Origin of the sequence: Mesorhizobium sanjuanii, from assembly GCF_002529485.1 — a bacterium.
GTDB lineage: Bacteria > Pseudomonadota > Alphaproteobacteria > Rhizobiales > Rhizobiaceae > Mesorhizobium > Mesorhizobium sanjuanii.
Genome location: NZ_NWQG01000065.1, coordinates 54682 through 75434 on the forward strand (window position 1 = coordinate 54682; position 20753 = coordinate 75434).

Sequence of the window (20753 nt, forward strand, 5' to 3'; positions counted from 1 at the left end):
GCGATATCGGCTACCTCTGGCCTAGGTTCGCAGCGGTTGCGCGTATGTGAATTCCCTCACAGTTGTTATTAGTGTCCGCCCGCTTCGATCATGTTGCGGGCCCTTGCCATTTCGAAATTGCCGATGAGGAATTCATTCGCCGCCTTGTCGGCGAAAGGTATCCAGCGTACCCGTTGCTCCGAGAAATCCGGGTGCCTGGTTGCGAAAACGGCCATTTCCCTCCTGGCTTCTTCCTCGCGGCCGCTGCGCATCAAAGCGCCGATCTTCAGGAACCTGGCGTAGAAATAACCTGGCGACAGGTTGAGCGAACGGTCAGCGGTGGCGATTACCGACGGCCAGTCCTCGACGAAGCTGTAGGCCGCCGCCAATTCCCCCAGATTGTGGAACCGGTAGAGGTCGAAGGGGCTCAGTCGCTCGGTATCGAGAAAGAACGGAATTGCGCCGGCGGCATCGCCGAGCAAAAGGCGGGCACTGCCCATGGCCGAGCGCGCGAAGGCAAAGCTCGGATTGATGTGGATCGCTTCCCCCAGGTGCTCGACCGCGGCCCGCGGCTCTCCCCGCATGATGTCGATGGCGCCAAGATGGGCATGCGGGCGCGCATCCAGGCTGTCCATCAGCAGCGCCTTGCGCGCGTATTGCTCGACCTTGTTCAGATCGTCATTGTCGCCGAAGCGCAGCCAGGCCCGCCAAAAATACCACCACGCCAGTTCGTTCAGCACGGCACTCGAATTAGAATCCTCCTGGTAGGCCTTTTCGAAGAAGTCCAGGGCGATTTCAGTATCGCCTCGCGTGCGCCGGTTCATGTGCCAGCGGCCGCGCCGCACCAATTGCCAGGTTTCCAGGCTTTCCCACGGCACCTGGAAGGTGCGCGCCTGCTCGGCCCGGTCGACCTCCTTGTCGAGGATCGAGACGATCTCCGCGCCGATCTGGTCGCGCAGGCTGAAGATGTCGACGAGGTCGCGATCGAAACGCTGAGACCACACCAATCGCCCGTTTGAGACGTCGGCGAGCGAGGTATTCAGACGGATCTGTCCGCCATTGCGCATCAATGTGCCGCTGACAATGTAGCGCGCGCCAAGGGCATTGCCGATCACCCGCGTCCCCAGTGTGTCATCGCGAAACTGGAAACTGGAACTCTTGGCGATCACCGAGAGCCATCTGGTGTTCGAAAGGCCATAGATGATGTCTTCGGCGATGCCGTCCGCCATGTAGTCGACGTCGCGCTCGCCACCATCGCCCCGGAACGGCAGCACCGCGATCGCGGGCGGACCTTTGGGTGACAGTTTCTGCTGACCATTGGCTGGGGGCGTGGCCGCGACGAATGTCGCGGGCGCCGATCCGTTGCTGATGCGCCCCGCAATCAGAACGCGCACCGGCAACGCGATGTTCTTCAGCATGAATTCGCCGAGATCGATGAACTCGGCCGCTGTCTTGTCCTTCACGTGGTGCCAGGTCGTTTCCGAGACGGCAAGACCATCGTGCGGCGCGAACTCCTGGATCCTGGCGGCGATGTTGACGTCGTCACCGTAGAGCCGGCCTTCGCGAACGATGACGTCACCGGTGTTGATGCCGACGCGAAAGGGCATGCGCATGGCTTCGTCGACCGATGAATTGAGCGTGACGATGCGGCCCTGAAAATCGAACGCCGCGCGCAACGCTTCGATCGGGCTGCCGAATTCGGCCATGATGCTGTCGCCGGCGTCGCCAAAGGTCCGGCCGCCAAAGGTGCTGCAACTGTCGGCGATGATGTCGCGCCGTTCCTCGAACGCGGCGACGGCCGATTCATCGTCAAGACCCATCAGCCGCGAGAACCCGACGGCGTCTATGGAAATGATTGTCGCAAGCTGACGGGTGTAGTTCCGTTCAGCCATGTCTGAGCCCCGGTCTTTTCTGGTCTTCGCCAGCGCAGGCGACTACCTGCCCCTAAAGATGTCGCCGCTTTGGAAGAAGATGCCCGGCAGGTGCAACGCGCCGATGCCGCCCTGCCTTGTCATGAACCTAACAGGGTCTTGGTAAAATCTCTACCACGACCAGCTAATATGTCGGAGGCCGCGGGACCATCCATGCCTAGCTGGCCGTTGTTCGAAATTGTTGGTAAAATAATCACCCTTACGCATTGAAATAAAACAACTTTATCGACTTGGGCCGCGCTCCAGATTGCATTTTGAGACGGCCTCTGGTGAAAGATGCGACAATGGTGGCACAATGGAACAGTTGCAATTTCAGGAGGTGGAGCAAATCGGCTTGAAAACGTGTCTCCGCTGCTCTCGTGCCTACAGGAAATACGGATCACGATTTCCGCGGCAAGCTGCCTTTCTTCCGAGGGATGCAGGTCAGGCTGAAGGCACCTGCACGATAGCGCGGCGCATCGGCGATGCCGGAACAAACCCGCCTGAAAACGAGTTTCTATTCATCGAAATGTGAGGGAAAGCCATGTCCAGATTTGTTTTGGCGACCAGTCTTGTCCTAGCAACAGGTGTCGCCGTTCTCTTCCTCGGCGGATCGGCCTTTGCCGCGGACGGACCACTGCCGCCGCCGAATGCCAAGAAGCTGTCGGAAATCATCGCCAAGGTCGAGCAGCGCAATGATTTTCGCTATGTGGAAGAGGTCGATTGGGACAGCGGCGCCTACACCGTCACTTACTACACGACCGACAAGGCGAAAGTCGAAATCACCTACGACCCGGTCACGGCCGAGCCGAAATAGCTGCCAAGATTCCGCATTCGAAGCATATACAGGCCACTGGCCTTTCCGCCTCCCCTTGCGTCAATCCGTCTTTGATGGCTGACTAAGGCGCTATCATTGCGCCGCACGGGGGGTGGCATGGCGAAGCACGCATTGAAACGCGTCCTGATGATGCTTGCCGGCTATTTTGTTGCGGTCCTCGTCGGGCTTATCGCGGTGGTGGCCATCTACGCCGCATTGAGTTCGTTGCCCAATGCGCCGGATTATTTCGCTTTCATGGGGGTCACGCCGATCATGGCTCTGGTCGTGCCGCCGCTCGGCATGTTCGTCTATTTCCTGACGATCATGCTGACCGGCCTGCAAACCCTGATCTTCACGCTCATCGCCGAGTTCTTTTCGCTGCGCAATTTCTGGCTGCACATGGTCTTCGGCGCCGCGGCCGCGGTTGGTGGCTTCGCCCTGGTCTGGCCGAGCGCGCCGGCGGATATGAGCCCTGAACGCTGGGCCGATATCGGCATCATTGCTGCCGCCGGTCTCGTCGCCGGCCTGATCTACTGGCTGATCGCCGGCCGCGAAGCCGGCTTCCGTCGCCCGCTCTATCAGCTTTAATTTTGTCGGTTCAGCTTGCCGGCGAGCGCACGGCTTCCGTGCTGTCGATCGCCTGCTGCAGTCGCGTGTCGCGGTCGTAGATGTCGTTGAAATATTCGACATTGCCGGCCATGTCGGGCCAGGCGGTGAAATAGGCGACATAGACCGGAATGGTACGTGTCACGTTTTCGGTGGAATGCCCGTGCTTCAGCTTCTCGGCGATGTAGTCGACCGAGGTGCCGAGCACCGCCGCCGCCATGCCGCGCGGATCCTGCAGGCGCACACAACCATGGCTGAGCGCGCGCATGTCGCGCTTGAAGAATGACTTCTGCGGCGTGTCGTGCATGTAGATCGCATGTTTGTTGGGGAACAGGATCTTCAGTTCGCCCAGCGCATTGGCTTCGCTCGGCAGCTGACGCACACTATAAGGTATCTTTGCGCCATAACCACCCCAATTGACCGAGGATGAGGGAATGCGCTTGCCGCGTGCATTGACCACTTCATAGCCGGCGCGGTCGAGATAGCCCGGATCCCGGCGCAGCCGGGGCAGCATTTCATTGACGAGAATTGACTGCGGCACGCCCCAATAGGGGTGGAAATCGACCTGCTTGATCTTGTCATAGAAGAAGGAAGTCTGGTTCGTTGTCCTGCCGATGACGGCGCGGGTCTTCAGCTTCTCTTCGCCATTATCGATATAGCTCGCCGTAAAGGCCGGCTGGTTGATGAAGACGCGCGGGCTGCCGAGATCGGAGGGCAGCCAGCGCAGTTCTTCCAGTGCGACCTGTATTTTCCGGATCTTGTCGGCCTTGGAGGCTCCCACCAATGCCGCGACGGTACGCGGCCCGATGACGCCGTCGCCCTTCATTCCCGCCTTCTTCTGCACCGCCTTGATGACCGGCACCAGCTCCGGAACATAGTCCTCGCTGGTGGCAAACCTTGCCAGGGTCTCGCCATAGGCGCCGCCCATCTCATCGTCGAGATTGCTCGCGATCTTGGTCAGGAGTTTCGGCAATTCGGGGCTGCTCTGCCCCGGTTTGAGCAGCAATTTGGGATCGACGACGATTTCGTCTTCGGCGCTGGCCTGCAGCGATTCCAGTTCGACGCGCAGCGCCTGATACTCGGCGTTCTGCGGGTGGCGTGATTCGAGATAGGTGCGCACTTGCTGGGTGTGCGCTAGCGTTTTCAGTACGCCCTCCATGTCGAGTGGCTTGACCGGCAAGTCATAATAGCCGGTCATGCGATTGGGGTCGACACGGCCGCTCTGTGCGTCACGAACGTAGCGCAGGACACGCGCCGACAGCGCCATCTCGAAACGGACAAGCTCCTTCAACCGCGCATCGGCGTCGCCCGTCGATGCACTGGCCCCGGGCACTTCAACCAAATAATCGGCGGGCGTTAGGCCATAGCTCGCTGCCTCGCCCAGCACCCGCACCGCATCCTTGGCGCGGCTGTTGGCGCTGGTTCCCGTCACCCAGATGAAATCCGGGTTGGCTGAATAATAGGCGACGAGCGCCTTGGCGATGTCCTTCTCGGCAAAGAGTTCATAGCCGTCGAGCCCGGCAATCGCCTCGTGGAAGGCGGCATTGGTGACGGAGGATGGCTGGAACGCGGCATCCTGCGGCTTTGCCGGCTCAACTATTTCCGGCAAAGGCATTCTCGGCTCGGGCGTTGCCGCCAGCGCTGCAAAGTCGACACGCACGAGCGGATCGCTTTTGTAGGTATAGTAGGACGGGCTGCTGATCTGGACGGCGCCGCTGCGCTTGCTGCCACCATTTGGCTTTGCCTTGTATTTCGGCCCGTCCCTCGACGGTGGCGGGGGGAAGTCGCCTTGCGGCGCGCGCTTGATGCCGCCGCCGAAGAGCATCTCGAAAAGCCCTTGCGCGCTTGCCTGCGGTGCGCCGAAGGCCAGCATTGCCGCGGCCGCCACAAGCGGCATCACGGTTGCTTTGTTTCCGAGGAATTTCATGGATCACCCGCTCCGGCTGCAACCGGTTCCCGTTTTGCCGTTTCGCACCCTTGACGGTCTCGCCCACCCTATGACGGATGTAAGGCTCGACTATACTGATTCATACCGATTTCGTTAAGCTTCCATAAATTTCAGCGGTCCTGTTGCAGAACGGTTTCACAAGATCGTGACAACCAGAGCGTGTTCGTCGCGCCTTGGTTCGAAACTCGCGCTGCCAGGGCGAATGTCAGGCGTTGGCGCCGCCGTCGATTGTCAGGGATGCGCCCGTCACGAAGCGCCCCTCGGGACCGGCGAGCCAGGCGACCATGCCCGCGATGGCGGCGTGGAAGGCGATGGCCGGCGCCGACGCGGCGTGACAAAGGCCTGATGTTATGCTGCAAATCCAGGCGGCCGGCAAAAATGCGGTCGGGAGGGTGAGCCGGTGAAAAAGGGATATCGCGAGTTGCTCGACGAGGCTAATGCCGAGATCGAGGTGGTTTCGCCTGAGGAAGCAGCAGCGCTGCTCGACGACGAAGGCACGATCTTCGTCGATCTGCGCGACCCGCGCGAAGTTGAGCGGGACGGCAGGATTCCAGGCGCCAGGCACGTCACCCGCGGCATGCTGGAATTCTGGATCGACCCCGAAAGCCCCTATCACAAGCCGTTCTTTGCCTCGGGAAAGAGCTTTGTATTCTTCTGTGCCGGCGGCTGGCGTTCGGCGCTTGCCACCAAGACGGCGCAAGATATGGGCCTGTCGCCGGTGAAGCATATCCTTGGCGGCTACACCGCATGGAAGGCGGCCGGACTGCCGGTCGAATCCGGCCAGAAAAAGAATTAGCGTCAGTGCAGCGAAACCGGCCCCGGTTGGCTGGTGACGAAGCCGATGGCGTTTTCGGCCACGCCCTTGTCGGCGAGGATGCGGCGGTGGCCGAGCCCGTCTGCCCAGTGGAGCCGGACATGGTCGCCGGCTTCCGCGTAGAGCCTTGCATGATCGGCGGACACTTCGCGATCGTCCGGCGCATGGATGACCAGCGTCGGCACCGGCCTGCTGGCAAGCTGACGGTCGCCGGTGAATTCGTGCAGCGGCCGGCCGGCGATGTGTTCGACCCTGTCGGCCATGGCGGCCTGCGAACGCGGGCCGACATTGAGCATGCGGCTGAAATCGGTGAAGATTGCCGGCAAGGAACTCGGCGCCGCGATGAGCACCAGCCGCTCGGCCGCCAGCGGCGGGATGTTCTTGACCGATCCCGCGACGGCGTTCGCGGCTACGGCGCCGCCGAAGGAATGGCCGACAACCGCCGCGAACGGGCCGAACCATTCGCCGGCGAGCCGCGCGGCATCGACCGCGCTGACCAATGTCAGCCGGCGGCCTTGCGACTGGCCGTGGCCAGGCAGGTCGAGCGAAACGACCCTGTAGCCGGCATCGCGATAGCCCTCGATCAGCGCACGCATATATTCGGTGCGTGAGCGCCAGCCATGGATGACAAGAACGGTGCCTTCAGCCGCTCTGCCCGACTCGGGCCGGAACTCGTGTACCATGACGCAGCCCTTCGCGGTCTTCAGCCGATGGTGGCGGGCTTCAGTCATGAAAGCGGCGGCGCGATCGACGGCGCGGCGCTCCCCATCGCTCAAAGCCCTGGCGTTCGGCGTGCGGCAGAACAATTCGAACGCCGCTCGCCCGGTAAGGCGGGGGGCGACATGTTCGGCGGCGCCAAACACGCCCCGGATGACCTTCAGTCCAAATGATGCCATAGTGGCGATCCATCCATTCGTTCAAGCATGAACATAATAGTTCAAACATGAACATTAAGCAAGAGCTGCCCTGGGACAACCCGCGTTTTCGCAACTGGGTCGCGGTGGCGCGCGCCTGCCATGTGCTGGAACGCACGCTGGCGGTGAAGCTCGCGCCGCTGGACCTGAAGCCGGCGCAGCTCGATGTGCTGATGAACCTCTACCGCCACCCCGGCATGTCGCAGCACGATCTCGCCAGGCGGCTGCTGGTCGGCCGCTCCAACATCACCATGCTTTTGCCGCAGCTCGAGACCCGGGGCCTGCTGCGCCGCGAAGGCGACGAGAAGGACAAGCGGGTCCTGCGGCTGACTTTGACCGAGGCCGGCACGGAATTGCTGATGCAGGCGCTGAAGATCCACATGGCGCTGATCGAGAAGGCGATGAGCCAGTCGACGCCGGAACAGTGCGACATGATCGGCGAGCAGATGCGCAAGATCTATGAGGTGCTGAAGGAGGCGTGATTGGTTCGACCGCCCTCGCGGCCGGCTTACCACATCGTCTTCTTTGCCCGTTCAGGCCATTCCTTGTCGTAGGCCTCGCCGTCGATGTTCTTGCGGCTGGTGACCTCCAGGATCTTTCCCGGTGTCGGCAACGATTTTGGATCGACATGTCTTGCCGGGTTCCACAGTTCCGATCGGACAATGGCCCGGGCGCACTGGAAATAGACCGAATCGACATCGACAATCGTGACCGAGCGCGCCGGCTTGCCTTCGACGGTGAAGGAGGCACAAAGCGCGGTGTCGGTGGTGATAGTGGCGCGGCCGTTGACGCGCAACGTGGTGCCGGAGCCAGGCACCAGGAACAGCAGCCCGACGCGCGAATCCCTGATGATGTTTTTCAGCGAATCGGCGCGGTTGTTGCCGCGCCGGTCCGGCATCATCAGGGTTTTCGGGTCTTGGATACGCACGAAGCCGGCAAGATCGCCGCGTGGCGAGCAGTCCAGCCCTTCCGGCCCACAGGTCGCCAGCGCGACGAAGGGCGAGGCTTCGATGAAGGCGGCGTATTCGGGGATGACATGGTCGAGTTCCTTGACCACCGACGCTTGGCCGGGCGGGCCATAAAGGGCTTCGAGCTGTTCGACCGTGGTTATGGCGGACATTTTTCGTCTCCGAACCTTTGCCGGCGTTATCCCAACTCCATGACGTTTTAGCGACATGACGTTTAGCGACGCGCCAGCGGCTGGCAGTCGGGAAACGGGTGTCGAGGTGACGACATAATAGGGCAAGCCGTGCTGACCGCATGAAACGGATCGTGCTGGCAAACGGAGATCAACAATGGACGAAACACTCGGTCAGCGAAGCACCGCCATGGAACTTCTCGAAAACATGTTCGACGTTGAGATGCGCTTCCTGCGCTCAGACTCCGACAGCGTCGATATGCTTGCCGGCGCATTCCACGCCGAGGTCGTTGTGCATGAGCCGCGATCGCTGCCCTATGCCGGTGATTGGAGGGGCCTGGACGGCATCGGTGCTCTTTTCCACAAGATGCGGGAAATATGGAGCGATGTGGCTGTGGAAGGTCTTCAGGCCGCCCAAAACGATGACATGGTGTACATGAGCTGCACGCTCCGCCTGACTGCTCGTGCAAATGGTGCCGTTGTCGTACAGCCATTTGCGGAAGTTTTGCGTTTCAAGGACGGTCGCCTGATCGAAGGCACGCCGTTTTACCATGACACCAACGAGATTATGACGACTCTTGGGTCGCCAGGGACCGGGGCAGAGGTTGCCTAACGATCGCGGCTCAGGCCCTTCTCCTGCAGTTCGGCGAGATAGGCGGTCCAGCGTGCCTCCTTCTCATGGCCCAGCGTATGCAGGTAATTCCAGGTGAAGATGCCGGTGTCGTGGAAATCGTCGAAGGTGATGCGGATGGCATAATTGCCGACCGGCTCGATCTTGAGGATCGCGACGTTGCGCTTGCCGGGAACGGTCACGCGCTGTTCTGGCGAATGGCCCTGCACTTCGGCCGACGGCGAGGCGACGCGCAGAAGCTCCGCCGGCAATTCGATCGGCTGATGATCGGGGAAGGTCACGGTCAGCAGCCTGCGGTCCTTCGAGACCCTGAGTTCCTTCGGCGCCGTCATGGTGATAGATCCCGCATCAATGTGCCCTTCCCTACGCCGCTTTGCTCAGCGGGAAAAGGTCGCTTTGAAACTTCCGACACGATCTGTCGGCGGCGGGATGTTACCAGAGATCGAGACGTTCTATCTTGAATGGCGGGCTGGATCGTATCACATAGTTAGATATAACGACGCCGTTCGCGGCCACGGGAAGCGCATAGCATGGACATGATCGATCCTTTCGGTCGCACGATCAGCTATCTCAGGGTGTCGGTCACCGACCGCTGCGATTTCCGTTGCACCTATTGCATGGCCGAAGACATGACGTTCCTTCCCAAGAAGGATCTTTTGTCGCTTGAGGAACTCGACCGGCTGTGCACGGTCTTCATCGAAAAAGGTGTCAGGAAACTGCGCCTGACCGGCGGCGAGCCGCTGGTGCGCAAGAACATCATGCATCTGGTGCGCCAGCTTTCGCGTCACCTCAAGAGCGGCGCTCTGGAAGAACTGACGCTCACCACCAACGGTTCGCAGCTTTCGCGTTTTGCCGCCGAGCTCGCCGATAGTGGGGTCAAGCGCATCAACGTCTCGCTGGATACGCTCGATGCCGACAAATTCCACCAGATCACCCGCTGGGGTAATCTCGGTAAGGTCATGGAGGGCATCGACGCCGCCCAGGCGGCCGGCCTTAAGGTAAAGCTCAACGCGGTGGCGTTGAAGGATTTCAACGACGCCGAGCTGCCCGACATGCTGCGCTGGGCGCATGGCCGCGGCATGGAATTGACGGTCATCGAAACCATGCCGATGGGCGAGATCGACGCCGATCGCACCGACCAGTATCTGCCGCTGTCGCTGCTGCGCGCTTCGCTGGAGCGGCAGTTCACGCTGGCCGACATTCCCTACAAGACCGGCGGGCCGGCCCGTTACGTTCACGTCGCCGAGACCGGCGGCCGCCTCGGCTTCATCACGCCGATGACGCATAATTTCTGCGAGAGCTGCAATCGCGTCCGGCTGACCTGCACCGGCACGCTCTATATGTGCCTGGGTCAGGAGGATGCCGCCGACCTGCGTGCACCGTTGCGCGCGTCCGAAGGCAACGAATTGGTCGCCGAAGCCATCGATGAAGCCATTGGCCGCAAGCCGAAGGGCCATGATTTCATCATCGACCGCCGCACCAACCGTCCATCGGTGTCAAGGCACATGAGCGTCACCGGCGGCTGATTCTTTCACCAACTTCGTGCAAGATCACTTCCGGTCATCGGCCGTGGAGGCCCGGAATGAGGCACGCTCGATCGATTCTGGTGTTGTTTATGACGATAGCGGCAACCACGTCGGTGGCCGCCCCGTTCACCTATACCAATGCGCGTTTCGGCACCGTCTGCACCTTTCCGGATGAGATTTTCACTGATCGCCAACCTGAGCCAGACAATGGCGACGGGCAGCAATGGCTCAGCGCCGACGGCGCCAGCCTGATCTGCTCGGGCATTCTCAACATCGACGACGATACCCCTAAAGGTTTTGTCACCGCCGAGAAAGCCAGCCAAAGACCAGGCTACAAGATCACCTACAGCAAGACCGGCAAGGACTGGGCGGTGCTGTCAGGGCTCAAGGATGAAAATATCTTCTATGAGCGCCGTCTGTTCGGAAAGGATCGCGTCATCCACACCGTCTGGATCGAGTACCCGCCTGCGCTGAAATCGAAATACGACGCGCTTGTCGGGCCGATCACGAGCAGCCTCAAAGGGCCGTGAGCCTTTCGCGGGCACCCAGAAAAAGTCTAGTCCGCAAGCAGTTGCTGATTTACCGCTGGGGCGTTCCAGCCTAGCCTCCCTGCGGAGCGGCTCTTCGCTCCATGGGGGAATACACTATGGGCAAACTCATTCTTTCTCTGGCATTGCTTGGGCTGGCATCCGTGCCCGCGGCTGCCCAATCGATCGGCGGCACCTACACGGTCGCGGGCACCAATTTCGACGGATCGTCCTATGGCGGCGAGGCAACCGTCACGCTGACCAGCGAGACGACCTGCACGATCCATTGGGAAATTGGCGGCTCGTCCTCGGACGGCATCTGCATGCGAAACGACGATGCCTTTTCGGCCGGCTACGTCATGGGCAAGGCGGTCGGTCTTGTTGTCTACAAGGTCCAGGAAGACGGTTCGCTGCACGGCCTGTGGACGATAGCCGGCAAGGATGGCAACGGCACCGAAATACTGACGCCGCAATAATTCCGTGGCACTTGCGGGTGGATGGTCTGGGCCACAACGAAAACCGTGGCCCAGACCTTTGGCGTTGCTGTTCTGTGACCGGCTGCTACAGACTTGATCCGAAGCATAACCGGAAACGCCACCCTTGCCTCTTTCGCCAAATCTTCGCGGCGCGCTGTTCATGGTGGTGGCTATGATCGGCTTCACCCTCAACGACGCTATCACCAAGGTTTCGTCGGAAACGATGAACATGGCGCAGGTCATGCTCGTCCGGGGCGCCTTCTCGGCGCTCTTCGTCGGCCTGCTCGCCTGGCAGCGCGGCGCACTCGCCAACCTCTCCTCCATGCTGCAGCCGATGGTGGCGGTGCGCGTTGCAGGCGAGGCCGGCGCCACTGTATCGTTCCTCGTCGCGCTGGCCCATTTGCCGATCGCCAATGTCTCGGCCGTGCTGCAGGCACTGCCGCTGGCTGTGACGATGGGGGCAGCGCTGGTGTTCAATGAACACGTCGGCTGGCGGCGCTGGCTGGCCATCGCCGTGGGTTTTGCCGGCGTGATGATCATCGTGCGGCCTGGCTTCGAAGGCTTCAGTCTCTATTCGCTGCTGGCGCTGGCGAGCGTCGCCTGCTGTGCGGTGCGCGACCTCGCCACCAAGCGCATTCCCCAGGCCATTCCGACCTTGCTGGTATCGACCGCGACCGCACTTGCCATGACGATCCTGGGTGCGGCGCTGCTTTCGCCGATGGGCGGCTGGACGCCGATGACGGCGGAAAGCACGGCGCTGCTGGCGCTCGCCGCGGTGCTCATAATCATCGGCTACCAGTTCATCATCATGGCGATGCGGGTGGGCGACATCTCCTTCATCGCGCCGTTCCGCTACACTGCCCTGCTCTGGTCGATTCTGCTTGGCCTCGTCATCTTCGGCGACGTTCCAGACCTTCCCATGACCGTGGGCGCCACCATCATCATCGGCTCCGGCCTCTACGCGCTCTACCGCGAACGGGTTGTCGGCCGGCAAAAACCGGCCGCCGAAAGCGCTGGACCCGACATGGCGCCGGACGGCATATAGGCCCAATCGTTGAAGACCGTCCGTTGTAACGGATGTATAGGCAGCAGACGATGGGCCAAGATATTGCAGGGATCATTCTGGCCGGCGGCCGGTCGCGGCGAATGGGCGGCGGCGACAAGAGCCTGCTTGCGCTTGGCGGCGACAGCCTGTTGGACCATGTCGCTTCGCGCTTTGCGCCGCAGGTCGGACCGCTGGCGCTCAGCGCCAATGGCGATCCTGCACGGTTCGCCGGGATTGAACTTCCGGTGCTTGCCGATGTGGTGGAAGGCTTTGCCGGCCCGCTTGCCGGCATCCTGACCGCCCTCGAATGGGCTGCCGCCGACACCTCCTGCGAAGCACTCGCCACGGCTGCCGGCGACACGCCCTTCCTGCCGCGGGATCTGGTTGAACGGCTGGTTGCGGCAGCCGGCGCGCGCCCTGGTTCGATCGCAGTAGCCTGTTCGGGTGGCAAATGGCATCCGACCTTCGCGCTCTGGCCGACAGAGGCGCGCGCGGCCCTGCGGCGGTTTCTGGTCGACGAGGACATCAGGCGTGTCTCCGCCTTCATCGAACGGCATGGCTTTGTCGAGGTGGAGTTTTCGCTGCTGAAATCCGGCGAGCACGAGATCGACCCGTTCTTCAACATCAATACACCAGACGACCTTGCGGCGGCCGAGCGTCTGTTGCAGAGCATTGACCCATGATGAAACGCGTCTTCGGCATCACCGGCTGGAAGAATTCCGGCAAGACCACACTGACCGAAAAGCTGGTCGCCGAACTCGCTCGGCGCGGCTGGAAAGTCGCGACGGTCAAGCACGCCCATCACGATTTCGACATCGACAAGCCGGGAACGGACAGCTTTCGCCACAGGCACGCCGGGGCTACGGAAGTCGCCATCGTTTCGGGCAGGCGCTGGGCGCTGATGCACGAATTGCGCGGTGAGGACGAACCAAAGCTGGACGAAATCCTGTCGCGGCTGGCGCCATCCGACATCGTGCTGGTCGAGGGCTACAAGCGCGAGACGCACAACAAGATCGAGACGCGGCGTCTGGAGGCCAGGGACAGGACACCGCTTTCGGCAGGCGATCCGTATGTCGTCGCCGTGGCGGCCGACTTTGCAGTCTCCGGCGAAAGCCTGCCGGTCTTCGATCTCGACGACACGAAATCGATTGCCGACTTCGTCGAGCGCACGACAGGTTTGACGCGCTGACGGCACGCCGGAAGACGACTCGGTCGCTGCTTTCCTTTCTCCACGCCTGCCCCAGCGTCAGCATTTTCCGGGAATACAAATCCCGCAACTGACGGTTTTGCAGTTGCTTTTTCTTGGAAAATATTGGGAGTATTGCGCCAGCGGGCGGTCAAAAGCACCGCCCACAGAGCCGTTAGGGACGACGGCCGGGACCATAAAGAGAGGACTATCATGCGTATTGCACTGCGTATAGCGCTCGCCGCATCGGCGGCGCTGCTGACGCTTGGCGTTGCCCAGGCTCAGGAAAAAACCTTGAGAATCGGCACTGAAGGCGCCTACCCCCCGTTCAACAACCTTACCGCCGACGGCCAGCTCGTAGGCTTCGACATCGACATCGCCAAGGCGCTTTGCGACGAGATGAAGGTGAAATGTACCTTCGTCGCCCAGGACTGGGATGGCATCATCCCGGCGCTCCAGGCTGGCAAGTTCGACGCCATCGTAGCCTCGATGTCGATCACCCCGGAACGAGCCGAGAAGGTCGATTTCACCCACAAATACTACAATACCCCCTCGGCGCTCGCCGCACCGAAAGACACCACCCTGAAGGGCGTGACCAAGGAGGATCTGGCTGGCAAGACCGTCGGCGTTGCCACCACGACAACGCACTTCAACTATGCCTCGAAGACCTACACGGACAGCACCATCAAGGGCTATCCGAGCAGCCCCGAGGAGCAGGCCGATCTCGCCAATGGCCGTCTTGACGCCATTGAAGACGACATCGTCGTGCTGAGCCAATGGCTAGACACGCCGGACGGCGCCTGCTGCAAGATTCTCGGTACGCCGAACCCGCAGCCGGTCGAAATCTTTGGACCGGGCGCCGGTATTGCCGTGCGAAAGGGCGAAACCGATCTGGTCAACCAGTTCAATGCCGCCATCGACGCCATCCGCGCCAACGGAAAATACAAGGAAATCAACGACAAGTACTTCAAGTTCGACGTCTACGGCGCCGAATCCTGACAAAGACGGTCACGACGGCGGGGTCTCCCGCCGTCGTCCATCCTCATGTTGGACCATCGCGGAGATTAAGACCGGTCAATGCCAAGCCAGAGCATATGGACGCTTCTCAGTTGGGGACCGGATGGCTGGCTTGACGACATTGCTTCTGGTGCGATGGTCACCGTCGCGCTTGCGCTGGCCACACTGCCCATCGGCCTGACGATCGGTTTTTTCGTAGCCTGGGCCAAGCAGTCCGAAGAACCATCGCTACGGCTGGCCGCCAACATCTACACCACTATGTTTCGCGGCCTGCCGGAACTGGTGACGCTTTTCCTGTTCTTCTTCGGCATGCCCATCCTATTGCAGTACGTCATCCGCCTGTTCAGGCCGGAAGCGACGGTCGATGTTGACAGTTTCATCGCCGGCATGATCGTGCTGTCGCTGATCTTTTCATCCTATACCAGCGAAGTGTTCCTTTCGGCCTTTCGCGCTATCCCCAAAGGCCAGTACGAGGGTGGCTACGCGATCGGGCTGTCGAAATGGCAGACGATGCGCAAGGTGATCCTGCCGCAACTACTGCGCATCGCCTTCCCTGGTCTAGAGAACTGCTGGCTGAGCTTGCTCAAGGACACCGCTCTGGTGTCGGTCGTCAATCTGGCGGAAACCTTGCGCAATGCCGGCGTGGCGGCCCGCGTCACCAAGCATTCCTTCCTGTTCTACAGCGTCGCGGCAATGGTCTTCCTCATCCTGGCCATCCTGTCGTCGGTCGCCACCGGGTTCATCTTGCGCTCACTGGGGCGGAGGGAGGCACGATGAGCGTCAGCCAGACCATCGCCGTCGAACGTCCACCGCCGCCGGCGCGCGGCTGGCCGCCTGCCCGTATTGTGGGCTACGCACTCGTTGGCTTCTGGATTGTCTTCGGCATCGGCATCGTCGCCTACCTGGTCTACGCCTGGAATGGTGAGTTCTTCGCCAAATATGCGCCTGCCTATCTGCAGGGACTGGGAACCACGCTAGCGCTCGTGATCATTTCGATGGTGGTCGGCGCGATCTTTTCGCTGCCCGTCACCTATGGCCGCATGTCGAGGAACCGGTTGTTGTCCGGGCTTGCCTATTGCTACGTCTATTTCTTCCGAGGCACACCGCTGCTGGTCCAGGTCTATTTGGTCTATTACGGGCTGGGCTCCTTTCGGGTGCAGCTCCAGTCCGTGGGTCTATGGTGGTTTTTCCGCGATGCCTTCAACTGCGGCGTGTTTGCCTTTGCGCTCAACACTGCCGCCTATCAGGCGGAAATCCTGCGCGGCGCCATCGAGAGCGTTCCGAGAGGCCAGTGGGAAGGCGCTGCCTCACTCGGCCTGCACAAGTTGCAGACGCTGCGCAAGATCATCCTGCCGCAGGCGCTGATCGTCGCCTTGCGACCCTACGGCAATGAACTCGTTCTGATGATCAAGGCCTCGGCCATCGTTGCCATCATCACGGTCTACGACCTGATGGGCAATGCAAAGCTCGCCTACGCCAAGTCCTTCGACTTCCAGGCCTATGTCTGGGTCGCCATCGTCTATCTGGTGATGGTCGAGATATTGCGTCACGGGGTCGAGTGGATCGAACGCCGGATCACCATTCATCTGAAACGTTGACGCGATCGGGCGCGCCCATTCAAAAAACCGATTCCGATTCTGGCGACCATGCGCTAGAGCTGCCGCGGCAAATTCTGTTTCTGTGGAAGGTAAGTTTATGGCATCGGTGGCATTCCTCGGTCTTGGCGTCATGGGTTATCCGATGGCCGGGCATCTCAAGAGCAAGGGTGGCCACGAGGTCACCGTCTACAACCGCACCAGGGCAAAGGCCGAGCAATGGGTTGGCCAGCATGGCGGCAGCCTTGCCGCGACACCGGCCGAGGCTGCCGAAGGCAAGGATTTCGTCTTTTCCTGCGTCGGCAACGATGACGACCTGCGTTCGGTAACGATCGGCGCCGATGGCGCTTTTCAGTCGATGAAAAAGGGAGCCATCTTCATCGACAACACCACCGCGTCGGCTGAAGTCGCGCGCGAACTGGCGGAAAAGGCGCTAGGTCGCGGGTTTTCGTTTCTCGACGCACCGGTTTCCGGCGGCCAGGCAGGCGCCGAGAACGGCGTGCTGACGGTAATGGTCGGCGGCGAACAAAAAGCCTTCGACAAGGCAAAACCCGTCATCGACGCCTATGCCCGCATGGTCGGGCTGATGGGACCGGCAGGTGCCGGTCAGCTCACCAAGATGATCAACCAGATTTGCATTGCCGGCCTCGTCCAGGGATTGGCCGAGGGTATTCATTTCGGCAAGAAGGCCGGGCTCGACATCGAAAAAGTCATCGAGGTGATCTCAAAGGGCGCCGCCGGCTCGTGGCAGATGGAGAACCGCCACAAGACGATGAATGCCGGCAAGTACGATTTCGGCTTCGCCGTCGACTGGATGCGCAAGGATCTCGGCATCTGCCTGGCGGAGGCCGACCGCAACGGCGCCAAGCTACCGGTGACGGCACTTGTCGACCAGTTCTACAAGGACGTGCAGGCGATGGGCGGCAAGCGCTGGGATACGTCCTCGTTGCTGGCGCGCCTGGAAAAATAGGTTTTTCGCGATGGCCGAGCTTTCGTCTCAATCCAGCGCCGAGGAAATAGTCGCCCATCTGCGCTCGATCGGCTCGGAAGAGAATCGCCTCGGCATGCTGCGCTATGGCATCAAGATCGAACGGGCGCTCGGCATCTCGCATGGCGTGCAGCGGCAGATTGCCAGGAAGATCAAGCGCAACCATGAGCGTGCCTTTGAGCTATGGCGGACAGGTGTCGTGGAGGCGCAATTCATCGCTTCCGTCACCGCCGACCCGAAACGGTTTTCTGCTGCCGATGCAAGACGATGGGCGGCGTCTTTCGACTCGTGGGATATCGTCGACGGTGTCTCCGATCTCTTTGTCGATACGGATTCCTGGAGGGAACTGATCTACGAGTTCGCGGCCGACGAACGGGAATTCGTTCGACGCACGGCTTTTGCCATGATGGCATGGTCGGTCGTCCACCGGAAGAAAGAGCCAGCGGCAACCTTCCTCGACTTCCTGCCGATCATTGAAGCGCATGCCACCGACAGTCGCAATCTCGTGAAGAAGGCCGTGAACTGGGCTCTTCGTTCTATCGGCAAGCGCTCGATGGACATGCACGGCCCCGCCCTTGCCTTGGCGCAAAAACTGGCTATCTCGACCGACAAGACGGCGCGGTGGATCGGCAAGGATGCCGCGAGGGAGCTTTCCGATGCCAAAACGATCGAGCGGCTCGCCGCCAGGAAAGGCTGACTGGAGCGAAATCCGCTTCACGGAGGTGACGCCATCGACACGCGGCGATTTCGAGATGCTGTTCGAGCAGCCGGGCGGACCGAAATACTGCTGGTGCATGGCCTGGCGCAATCTCGATAACCGCGAGCATGCAGCCAGTGATGAGAGGAAACGGGCGATGATGGCGCTGATCGGTGCCGGCACGCCGGTCGGTATTCTCGCTCATCTCGGAGGCAAGACCGTCGGCTGGTGCTCGATTGCGCCACGAGAGACCTATCGCAAGCTTTCGCGGCTGCAGGACGATGGCGAGGGCATCTGGTCGATCGTCTGCTTCTACGTGCCAATGGCTTTGCGCCGCGGTGGACTTGCGGTCGCGCTGCTCGACGCCGCCATCGATCACGCCTTCGCCAAAGGCGCCATGACGATCGAAGCCTACCCCGTCGACCAGGAGTCGCCGAGCTACCGTTTCATGGGCTTTCGCGACATGTTCGTCGCGCGCGGGTTCCACGAGATCGGCATGGCCGGTTCTCGCCGACATGTGATGCGGCTCGACCGTTGACGTCATCGGTGGCGGAGTCTTTACTTCAACCAAGGAAGCGGCCCCAACCAATGCGCAACCGTCTCAAATCAGCAGCAGCGCTCGCAGCGGTGCTGTTCGTCTCCAGCTCCGCCGATGCCTCGGCCGAGACCGCGCACATATTCTGGAGGGATCTACGCCCCGCAACGCAGGCCGCCGCCGAAAGCGTCGGACTGCCGATGATCGCGGCAAAAATGCCCGATCATGGCGAGACCCTGTCGCTCGATTTGCAGGACAAAACCGTCCAGCTTGCGGGCTATGCCCTGCCGGTCGACCGTGACGGCGACCTCGTCTATCAGTTCCTGCTGGTGCCCTGGACGGGCGCCTGCAGCCACATGCCGACACCGCCGCCCAATCAGATCGTGCTGGTCACGCCTGCCCATCCCTACACGATGTCGGAGGCCTACCAGCCCGTCTCCGTGACCGGCGCCTTGAAGCCGGGCATGGAGAAAAGTCAGCTTTTCATCCTCGACGGCGTCAGCGTCATCCAGTCGGGCTACACGGTGCGCAAGGCCGAGGTGATGGGCGTCGACAAGGTGCCGGACACGATCACGTTGCCGGCGAATTCGCCGTGGAGTTTCCTCAACAAAAAGAAGAACTAAGCGACCGAACTTCAGGCAGCGTTGGCGCCCGATTCCTTATCCAGCACCATATAGTCGAGCGGCATTTCGGTCGTGTATTTGATCTGCTCCATGGCGAAGGAAGACGACACGTCGCGGATCTCGATCTTGGCGATCAGCCGCTTGTAGAAGGCGTCATAGGCGGCGATGTCGGGCACCACCACGCGCAAGAGATAGTCGACATCGCCGCTCATGCGGTAGAACTCGACCACTTCGGGAAATTCCTGGATGACCTCCGAGAAGCGCCGCAGCCATTCATGGCTGTGCGAATTGGTGCGGATCGACACAAAGACGGTGACGCGTACATTGACCTTCTCGTGGTCGAGAATGGCGACACGCCGCTTGATGACGCCTTCCTCCTCAAGCTTCTGGATACGCCGCCAGCACGGCGTGGTCGACAGCCCGACTTTCTTGGCGACATCGGCGACCGCGAGCGTCGCGTCCTCCTGCAGGAGGCGGAGAATTTTTCTGTCAAGGCGGTCCATTGGGTCCTCCCCGGGGAATAGTTTAGCTATAATCCCTCTTATTTTGCCCTTTCACAAGAAAGAAATTCTGCCAAATGGCGCAAAAGCGAGTGATTTCTTGCTGACACCTCAGCCGAGGCGATAGCGGATTTCCGACCGCAGAAATGGCAGCAAATCCATTTCGAACCACGGGTTGCGCTTCAGCCAGCCGGTGTTGCGCCACGAGGGGTGCGGCAGCGGCAGCACTTTCGGGTTGCCGGGTGCATCCCAGATCGCCTGCCAGTCCATCACCGTCTCCGTCAGCGACGGCCGGCGTGCGACACCCATATGCCAGGATTGTGCGTAGATGCCGATCGTCAGGACGAGATCGATCCGCGGCATCAGCGCCATCAGCGGCGCGCGCCATGCCGGTGCACATTCACGGCGCGGCGGCAGGTCGCCGCCCTTGGCATCCTGGCCGGGAAAGCAGAAGCCCATCGGCACGATGGCGAATTTTGAAGTGTCGTAGAACTCTTCGCGGCTGACGCCCAGCCAGCTTCGCAGCCGATCGCCCGATGCATCGGTGAACGGCATGCCGGACATATGCACCTTGGTGCCTGGTGCCTGGCTGGCAATCAGGATGCGGGCGCTCGACGAGGGTCTCAGCACCGGGCGCGGCTCGTGCGGCAACGGCCGGCCGATCGGGTTTTCGACACAGATACGGCAGGCACGTACCGTCGCGGTGAAGCGGTCGAGTTCTTCGCTCATTCCCAGCTTCATTCTCAGGCGGCGGCACTTGGCCGGCTGGAGATCGCCTGATGCCAGCGTAGCACGTTGGCGCAGTCTTCCGGCACTCTGATCCGCGCCGGCTTCATGAAGTCGATGGCGATCAGCCCGGTGATGTCAGCGATCGAATAGGCGTCGCCGCCAACGAATTCCCTTTGCGCCAGCTCACTGTCCAGCAGCCTCAGGAATTCGAGGGCTTTGGGCTTGTTGGCCTCGCCCCACTCGGGAATTTGCGGGATCTCCCATTCCTTCATCGCCGGGTGAATGTGCCGGAACGCGGCGGCGACGCAACCGAGCAGGTTGAGCTCCATGCGCCTTTGCCACATCTCGACCCTGGCCTTGCCGAGCGCGCCGCGTCCGAACAGCGCCGGCTCGGGATGCAGTTCCTCGAAATAGCGGCAGATGGCGACGGATTCAGTGATGATCGTGCCGTCGTCGAGTTCCAGCACCGGCAACCGCTGCAACGGGTTGCGTGAGCTGACCGGCTGCTGCCTGTGCTCAAGCGCGCCCATGTCGACGGGCACCAGCGGTACC

General features: G+C 61.2%; 26 protein-coding genes and 1 pseudogene. 18 read left to right on the forward strand and 9 right to left on the reverse strand.

Going from position 1 to position 20753, the window contains the following annotated elements; genetic code table 11:
• Positions 1-68: 68 nt before the first annotated feature.
• Positions 69-1871, reverse strand: coding sequence for an adenylate/guanylate cyclase domain-containing protein (locus CN311_RS12405; protein ID WP_097574003.1), 1803 nt, complete (start codon positions 1869-1871; stop codon positions 69-71).
• Between the two features lie 562 nt (positions 1872-2433).
• On the opposite strand from CN311_RS12405, the gene CN311_RS12410 reads away from it, so the two are divergent.
• Together CN311_RS12410 and CN311_RS12415 are read left to right on the forward strand one after the other, a co-directional pair.
• A complete protein-coding gene (locus CN311_RS12410) occupies positions 2434-2706 on the forward strand; it encodes a PepSY domain-containing protein (RefSeq protein WP_097574004.1) in 273 nt (90 codons plus the stop codon).
• A 117-nt stretch (positions 2707-2823) separates the two neighbouring features.
• A complete protein-coding gene (locus CN311_RS12415; RefSeq protein WP_097574005.1) occupies positions 2824-3294 on the forward strand; it encodes a hypothetical protein in 471 nt (156 codons plus the stop codon).
• A 10-nt stretch (positions 3295-3304) separates the two neighbouring features.
• Here the strand turns inward: CN311_RS12415 and CN311_RS12420 are convergent, their stop codons facing one another.
• Both CN311_RS12420 and CN311_RS12425 read right to left on the reverse strand, forming a co-directional pair.
• Entirely contained in the window at positions 3305-5239 is a 1935-nt protein-coding gene (locus tag CN311_RS12420) for a L,D-transpeptidase family protein (RefSeq protein ID WP_097574006.1), read from the reverse strand.
• A gap of 226 nt (positions 5240-5465) precedes the next feature.
• Positions 5466-5555, reverse strand: a pseudogene (locus tag CN311_RS12425) (oxidoreductase); the annotation flags it as partial.
• 105 nt (positions 5556-5660) lie between these two features.
• On the opposite strand from CN311_RS12425, the gene CN311_RS12430 reads away from it, so the two are divergent.
• Positions 5661-6056, forward strand: coding sequence for a rhodanese-like domain-containing protein (locus tag CN311_RS12430; RefSeq protein ID WP_097574007.1), 396 nt, complete (start codon positions 5661-5663; stop codon positions 6054-6056).
• Between the two features lie 2 nt (positions 6057-6058).
• On the opposite strand, the gene CN311_RS12435 is transcribed toward CN311_RS12430, so the two are convergent.
• Positions 6059-6970, reverse strand: a complete 912-nt coding sequence (locus CN311_RS12435) for an alpha/beta hydrolase (RefSeq protein WP_097574008.1) — start codon at positions 6968-6970, stop codon at positions 6059-6061.
• A gap of 47 nt (positions 6971-7017) precedes the next feature.
• On the opposite strand from CN311_RS12435, the gene CN311_RS12440 reads away from it, so the two are divergent.
• On the forward strand, positions 7018-7470 hold the full coding sequence (locus tag CN311_RS12440; RefSeq protein WP_097574009.1) for a MarR family winged helix-turn-helix transcriptional regulator: 453 nt from the start codon (positions 7018-7020) through the stop codon (positions 7468-7470).
• A 26-nt stretch (positions 7471-7496) separates the two neighbouring features.
• On the opposite strand, the gene CN311_RS12445 is transcribed toward CN311_RS12440, so the two are convergent.
• A complete protein-coding gene (locus tag CN311_RS12445; RefSeq protein WP_097574010.1) occupies positions 7497-8108 on the reverse strand; it encodes a pyridoxamine 5'-phosphate oxidase family protein in 612 nt (203 codons plus the stop codon).
• 175 nt (positions 8109-8283) lie between these two features.
• Here CN311_RS12445 and CN311_RS12450 point away from each other — a divergent pair, with 175 nt between their 5' ends.
• Positions 8284-8739 carry a nuclear transport factor 2 family protein gene (locus tag CN311_RS12450; RefSeq protein WP_097574011.1) on the forward strand — a complete coding sequence of 152 codons (456 nt, stop codon included), beginning with the start codon at positions 8284-8286 and terminating at the stop codon, positions 8737-8739.
• Here the strand turns inward: CN311_RS12450 and CN311_RS12455 are convergent.
• Positions 8736-9089: a gamma-butyrobetaine hydroxylase family protein gene (locus CN311_RS12455; protein ID WP_097574012.1), complete on the reverse strand. Its 354-nt coding sequence runs from the start codon at positions 9087-9089 to the stop codon at positions 8736-8738. The two genes, CN311_RS12450 and CN311_RS12455, sit on opposite strands and share 4 nt — an antisense overlap.
• A gap of 198 nt (positions 9090-9287) precedes the next feature.
• Between CN311_RS12455 and moaA the strand changes: the two genes are divergently transcribed.
• The 13 genes from moaA to CN311_RS12520 all read left to right on the forward strand — a co-directional run bounded on the left by moaA (position 9288) and on the right by CN311_RS12520 (position 18972).
• Positions 9288-10283, forward strand: a complete 996-nt coding sequence (gene moaA, locus CN311_RS12460) for a GTP 3',8-cyclase MoaA (protein WP_097574013.1) — start codon at positions 9288-9290, stop codon at positions 10281-10283.
• Positions 10284-10396: 113 nt separating this feature from the next.
• Entirely contained in the window at positions 10397-10813 is a 417-nt protein-coding gene (locus CN311_RS12465; protein WP_245440814.1) for a hypothetical protein, read from the forward strand.
• Between the two features lie 116 nt (positions 10814-10929).
• Positions 10930-11286, forward strand: coding sequence for a hypothetical protein (locus CN311_RS12470; RefSeq protein WP_097574015.1), 357 nt, complete (start codon positions 10930-10932; stop codon positions 11284-11286).
• 124 nt (positions 11287-11410) lie between these two features.
• Entirely contained in the window at positions 11411-12331 is a 921-nt protein-coding gene (locus CN311_RS12475) for a DMT family transporter (RefSeq protein WP_097574016.1), read from the forward strand.
• Between the two features lie 50 nt (positions 12332-12381).
• Positions 12382-13014 (forward strand): molybdenum cofactor guanylyltransferase MobA, encoded by a 633-nt coding sequence (gene mobA, locus CN311_RS12480; RefSeq protein ID WP_097574036.1) that lies wholly within the window; start codon positions 12382-12384, stop codon positions 13012-13014.
• Entirely contained in the window at positions 13011-13520 is a 510-nt protein-coding gene (mobB, locus tag CN311_RS12485) for a molybdopterin-guanine dinucleotide biosynthesis protein B (protein ID WP_097574017.1), read from the forward strand. Before mobA ends, mobB begins: the two co-directional genes overlap by 4 nt.
• 210 nt (positions 13521-13730) lie before the next feature.
• Positions 13731-14516: an ABC transporter substrate-binding protein gene (locus CN311_RS12490; protein ID WP_097574018.1), complete on the forward strand. Its 786-nt coding sequence runs from the start codon at positions 13731-13733 to the stop codon at positions 14514-14516.
• 78 nt (positions 14517-14594) lie between these two features.
• Positions 14595-15311: an ABC transporter permease gene (locus CN311_RS12495; protein WP_097574019.1), complete on the forward strand. Its 717-nt coding sequence runs from the start codon at positions 14595-14597 to the stop codon at positions 15309-15311.
• Positions 15308-16132 (forward strand): ABC transporter permease, encoded by an 825-nt coding sequence (locus CN311_RS12500; RefSeq protein WP_097574020.1) that lies wholly within the window; start codon positions 15308-15310, stop codon positions 16130-16132. Before CN311_RS12495 ends, CN311_RS12500 begins: the two co-directional genes overlap by 4 nt.
• 97 nt (positions 16133-16229) lie before the next feature.
• Positions 16230-17099: an NAD(P)-dependent oxidoreductase gene (locus tag CN311_RS12505; RefSeq protein ID WP_097574021.1), complete on the forward strand. Its 870-nt coding sequence runs from the start codon at positions 16230-16232 to the stop codon at positions 17097-17099.
• Between the two features lie 10 nt (positions 17100-17109).
• Entirely contained in the window at positions 17110-17814 is a 705-nt protein-coding gene (locus CN311_RS12510) for a DNA alkylation repair protein (RefSeq protein WP_097574022.1), read from the forward strand.
• A complete protein-coding gene (locus CN311_RS12515) occupies positions 17774-18352 on the forward strand; it encodes a GNAT family N-acetyltransferase (protein WP_097574023.1) in 579 nt (192 codons plus the stop codon). Before CN311_RS12510 ends, CN311_RS12515 begins: the two co-directional genes overlap by 41 nt.
• A gap of 50 nt (positions 18353-18402) precedes the next feature.
• Positions 18403-18972: a DUF3299 domain-containing protein gene (locus CN311_RS12520; protein ID WP_097574024.1), complete on the forward strand. Its 570-nt coding sequence runs from the start codon at positions 18403-18405 to the stop codon at positions 18970-18972.
• A gap of 11 nt (positions 18973-18983) precedes the next feature.
• Here CN311_RS12520 and CN311_RS12525 read toward each other — a convergent pair whose 3' ends face one another.
• From CN311_RS12525 to CN311_RS12535, 3 genes are all read right to left on the reverse strand, one after another.
• Positions 18984-19475: an Lrp/AsnC family transcriptional regulator gene (locus CN311_RS12525; protein ID WP_006333679.1), complete on the reverse strand. Its 492-nt coding sequence runs from the start codon at positions 19473-19475 to the stop codon at positions 18984-18986.
• Between the two features lie 108 nt (positions 19476-19583).
• Positions 19584-20213, reverse strand: coding sequence for a uracil-DNA glycosylase family protein (locus CN311_RS12530; protein WP_425351069.1), 630 nt, complete (start codon positions 20211-20213; stop codon positions 19584-19586).
• Positions 20214-20215: 2 nt separating this feature from the next.
• On the reverse strand, positions 20216-20753 hold a 538-nt coding region (locus tag CN311_RS12535; protein WP_097574037.1), incomplete at its 5' end, for a glutathione S-transferase N-terminal domain-containing protein.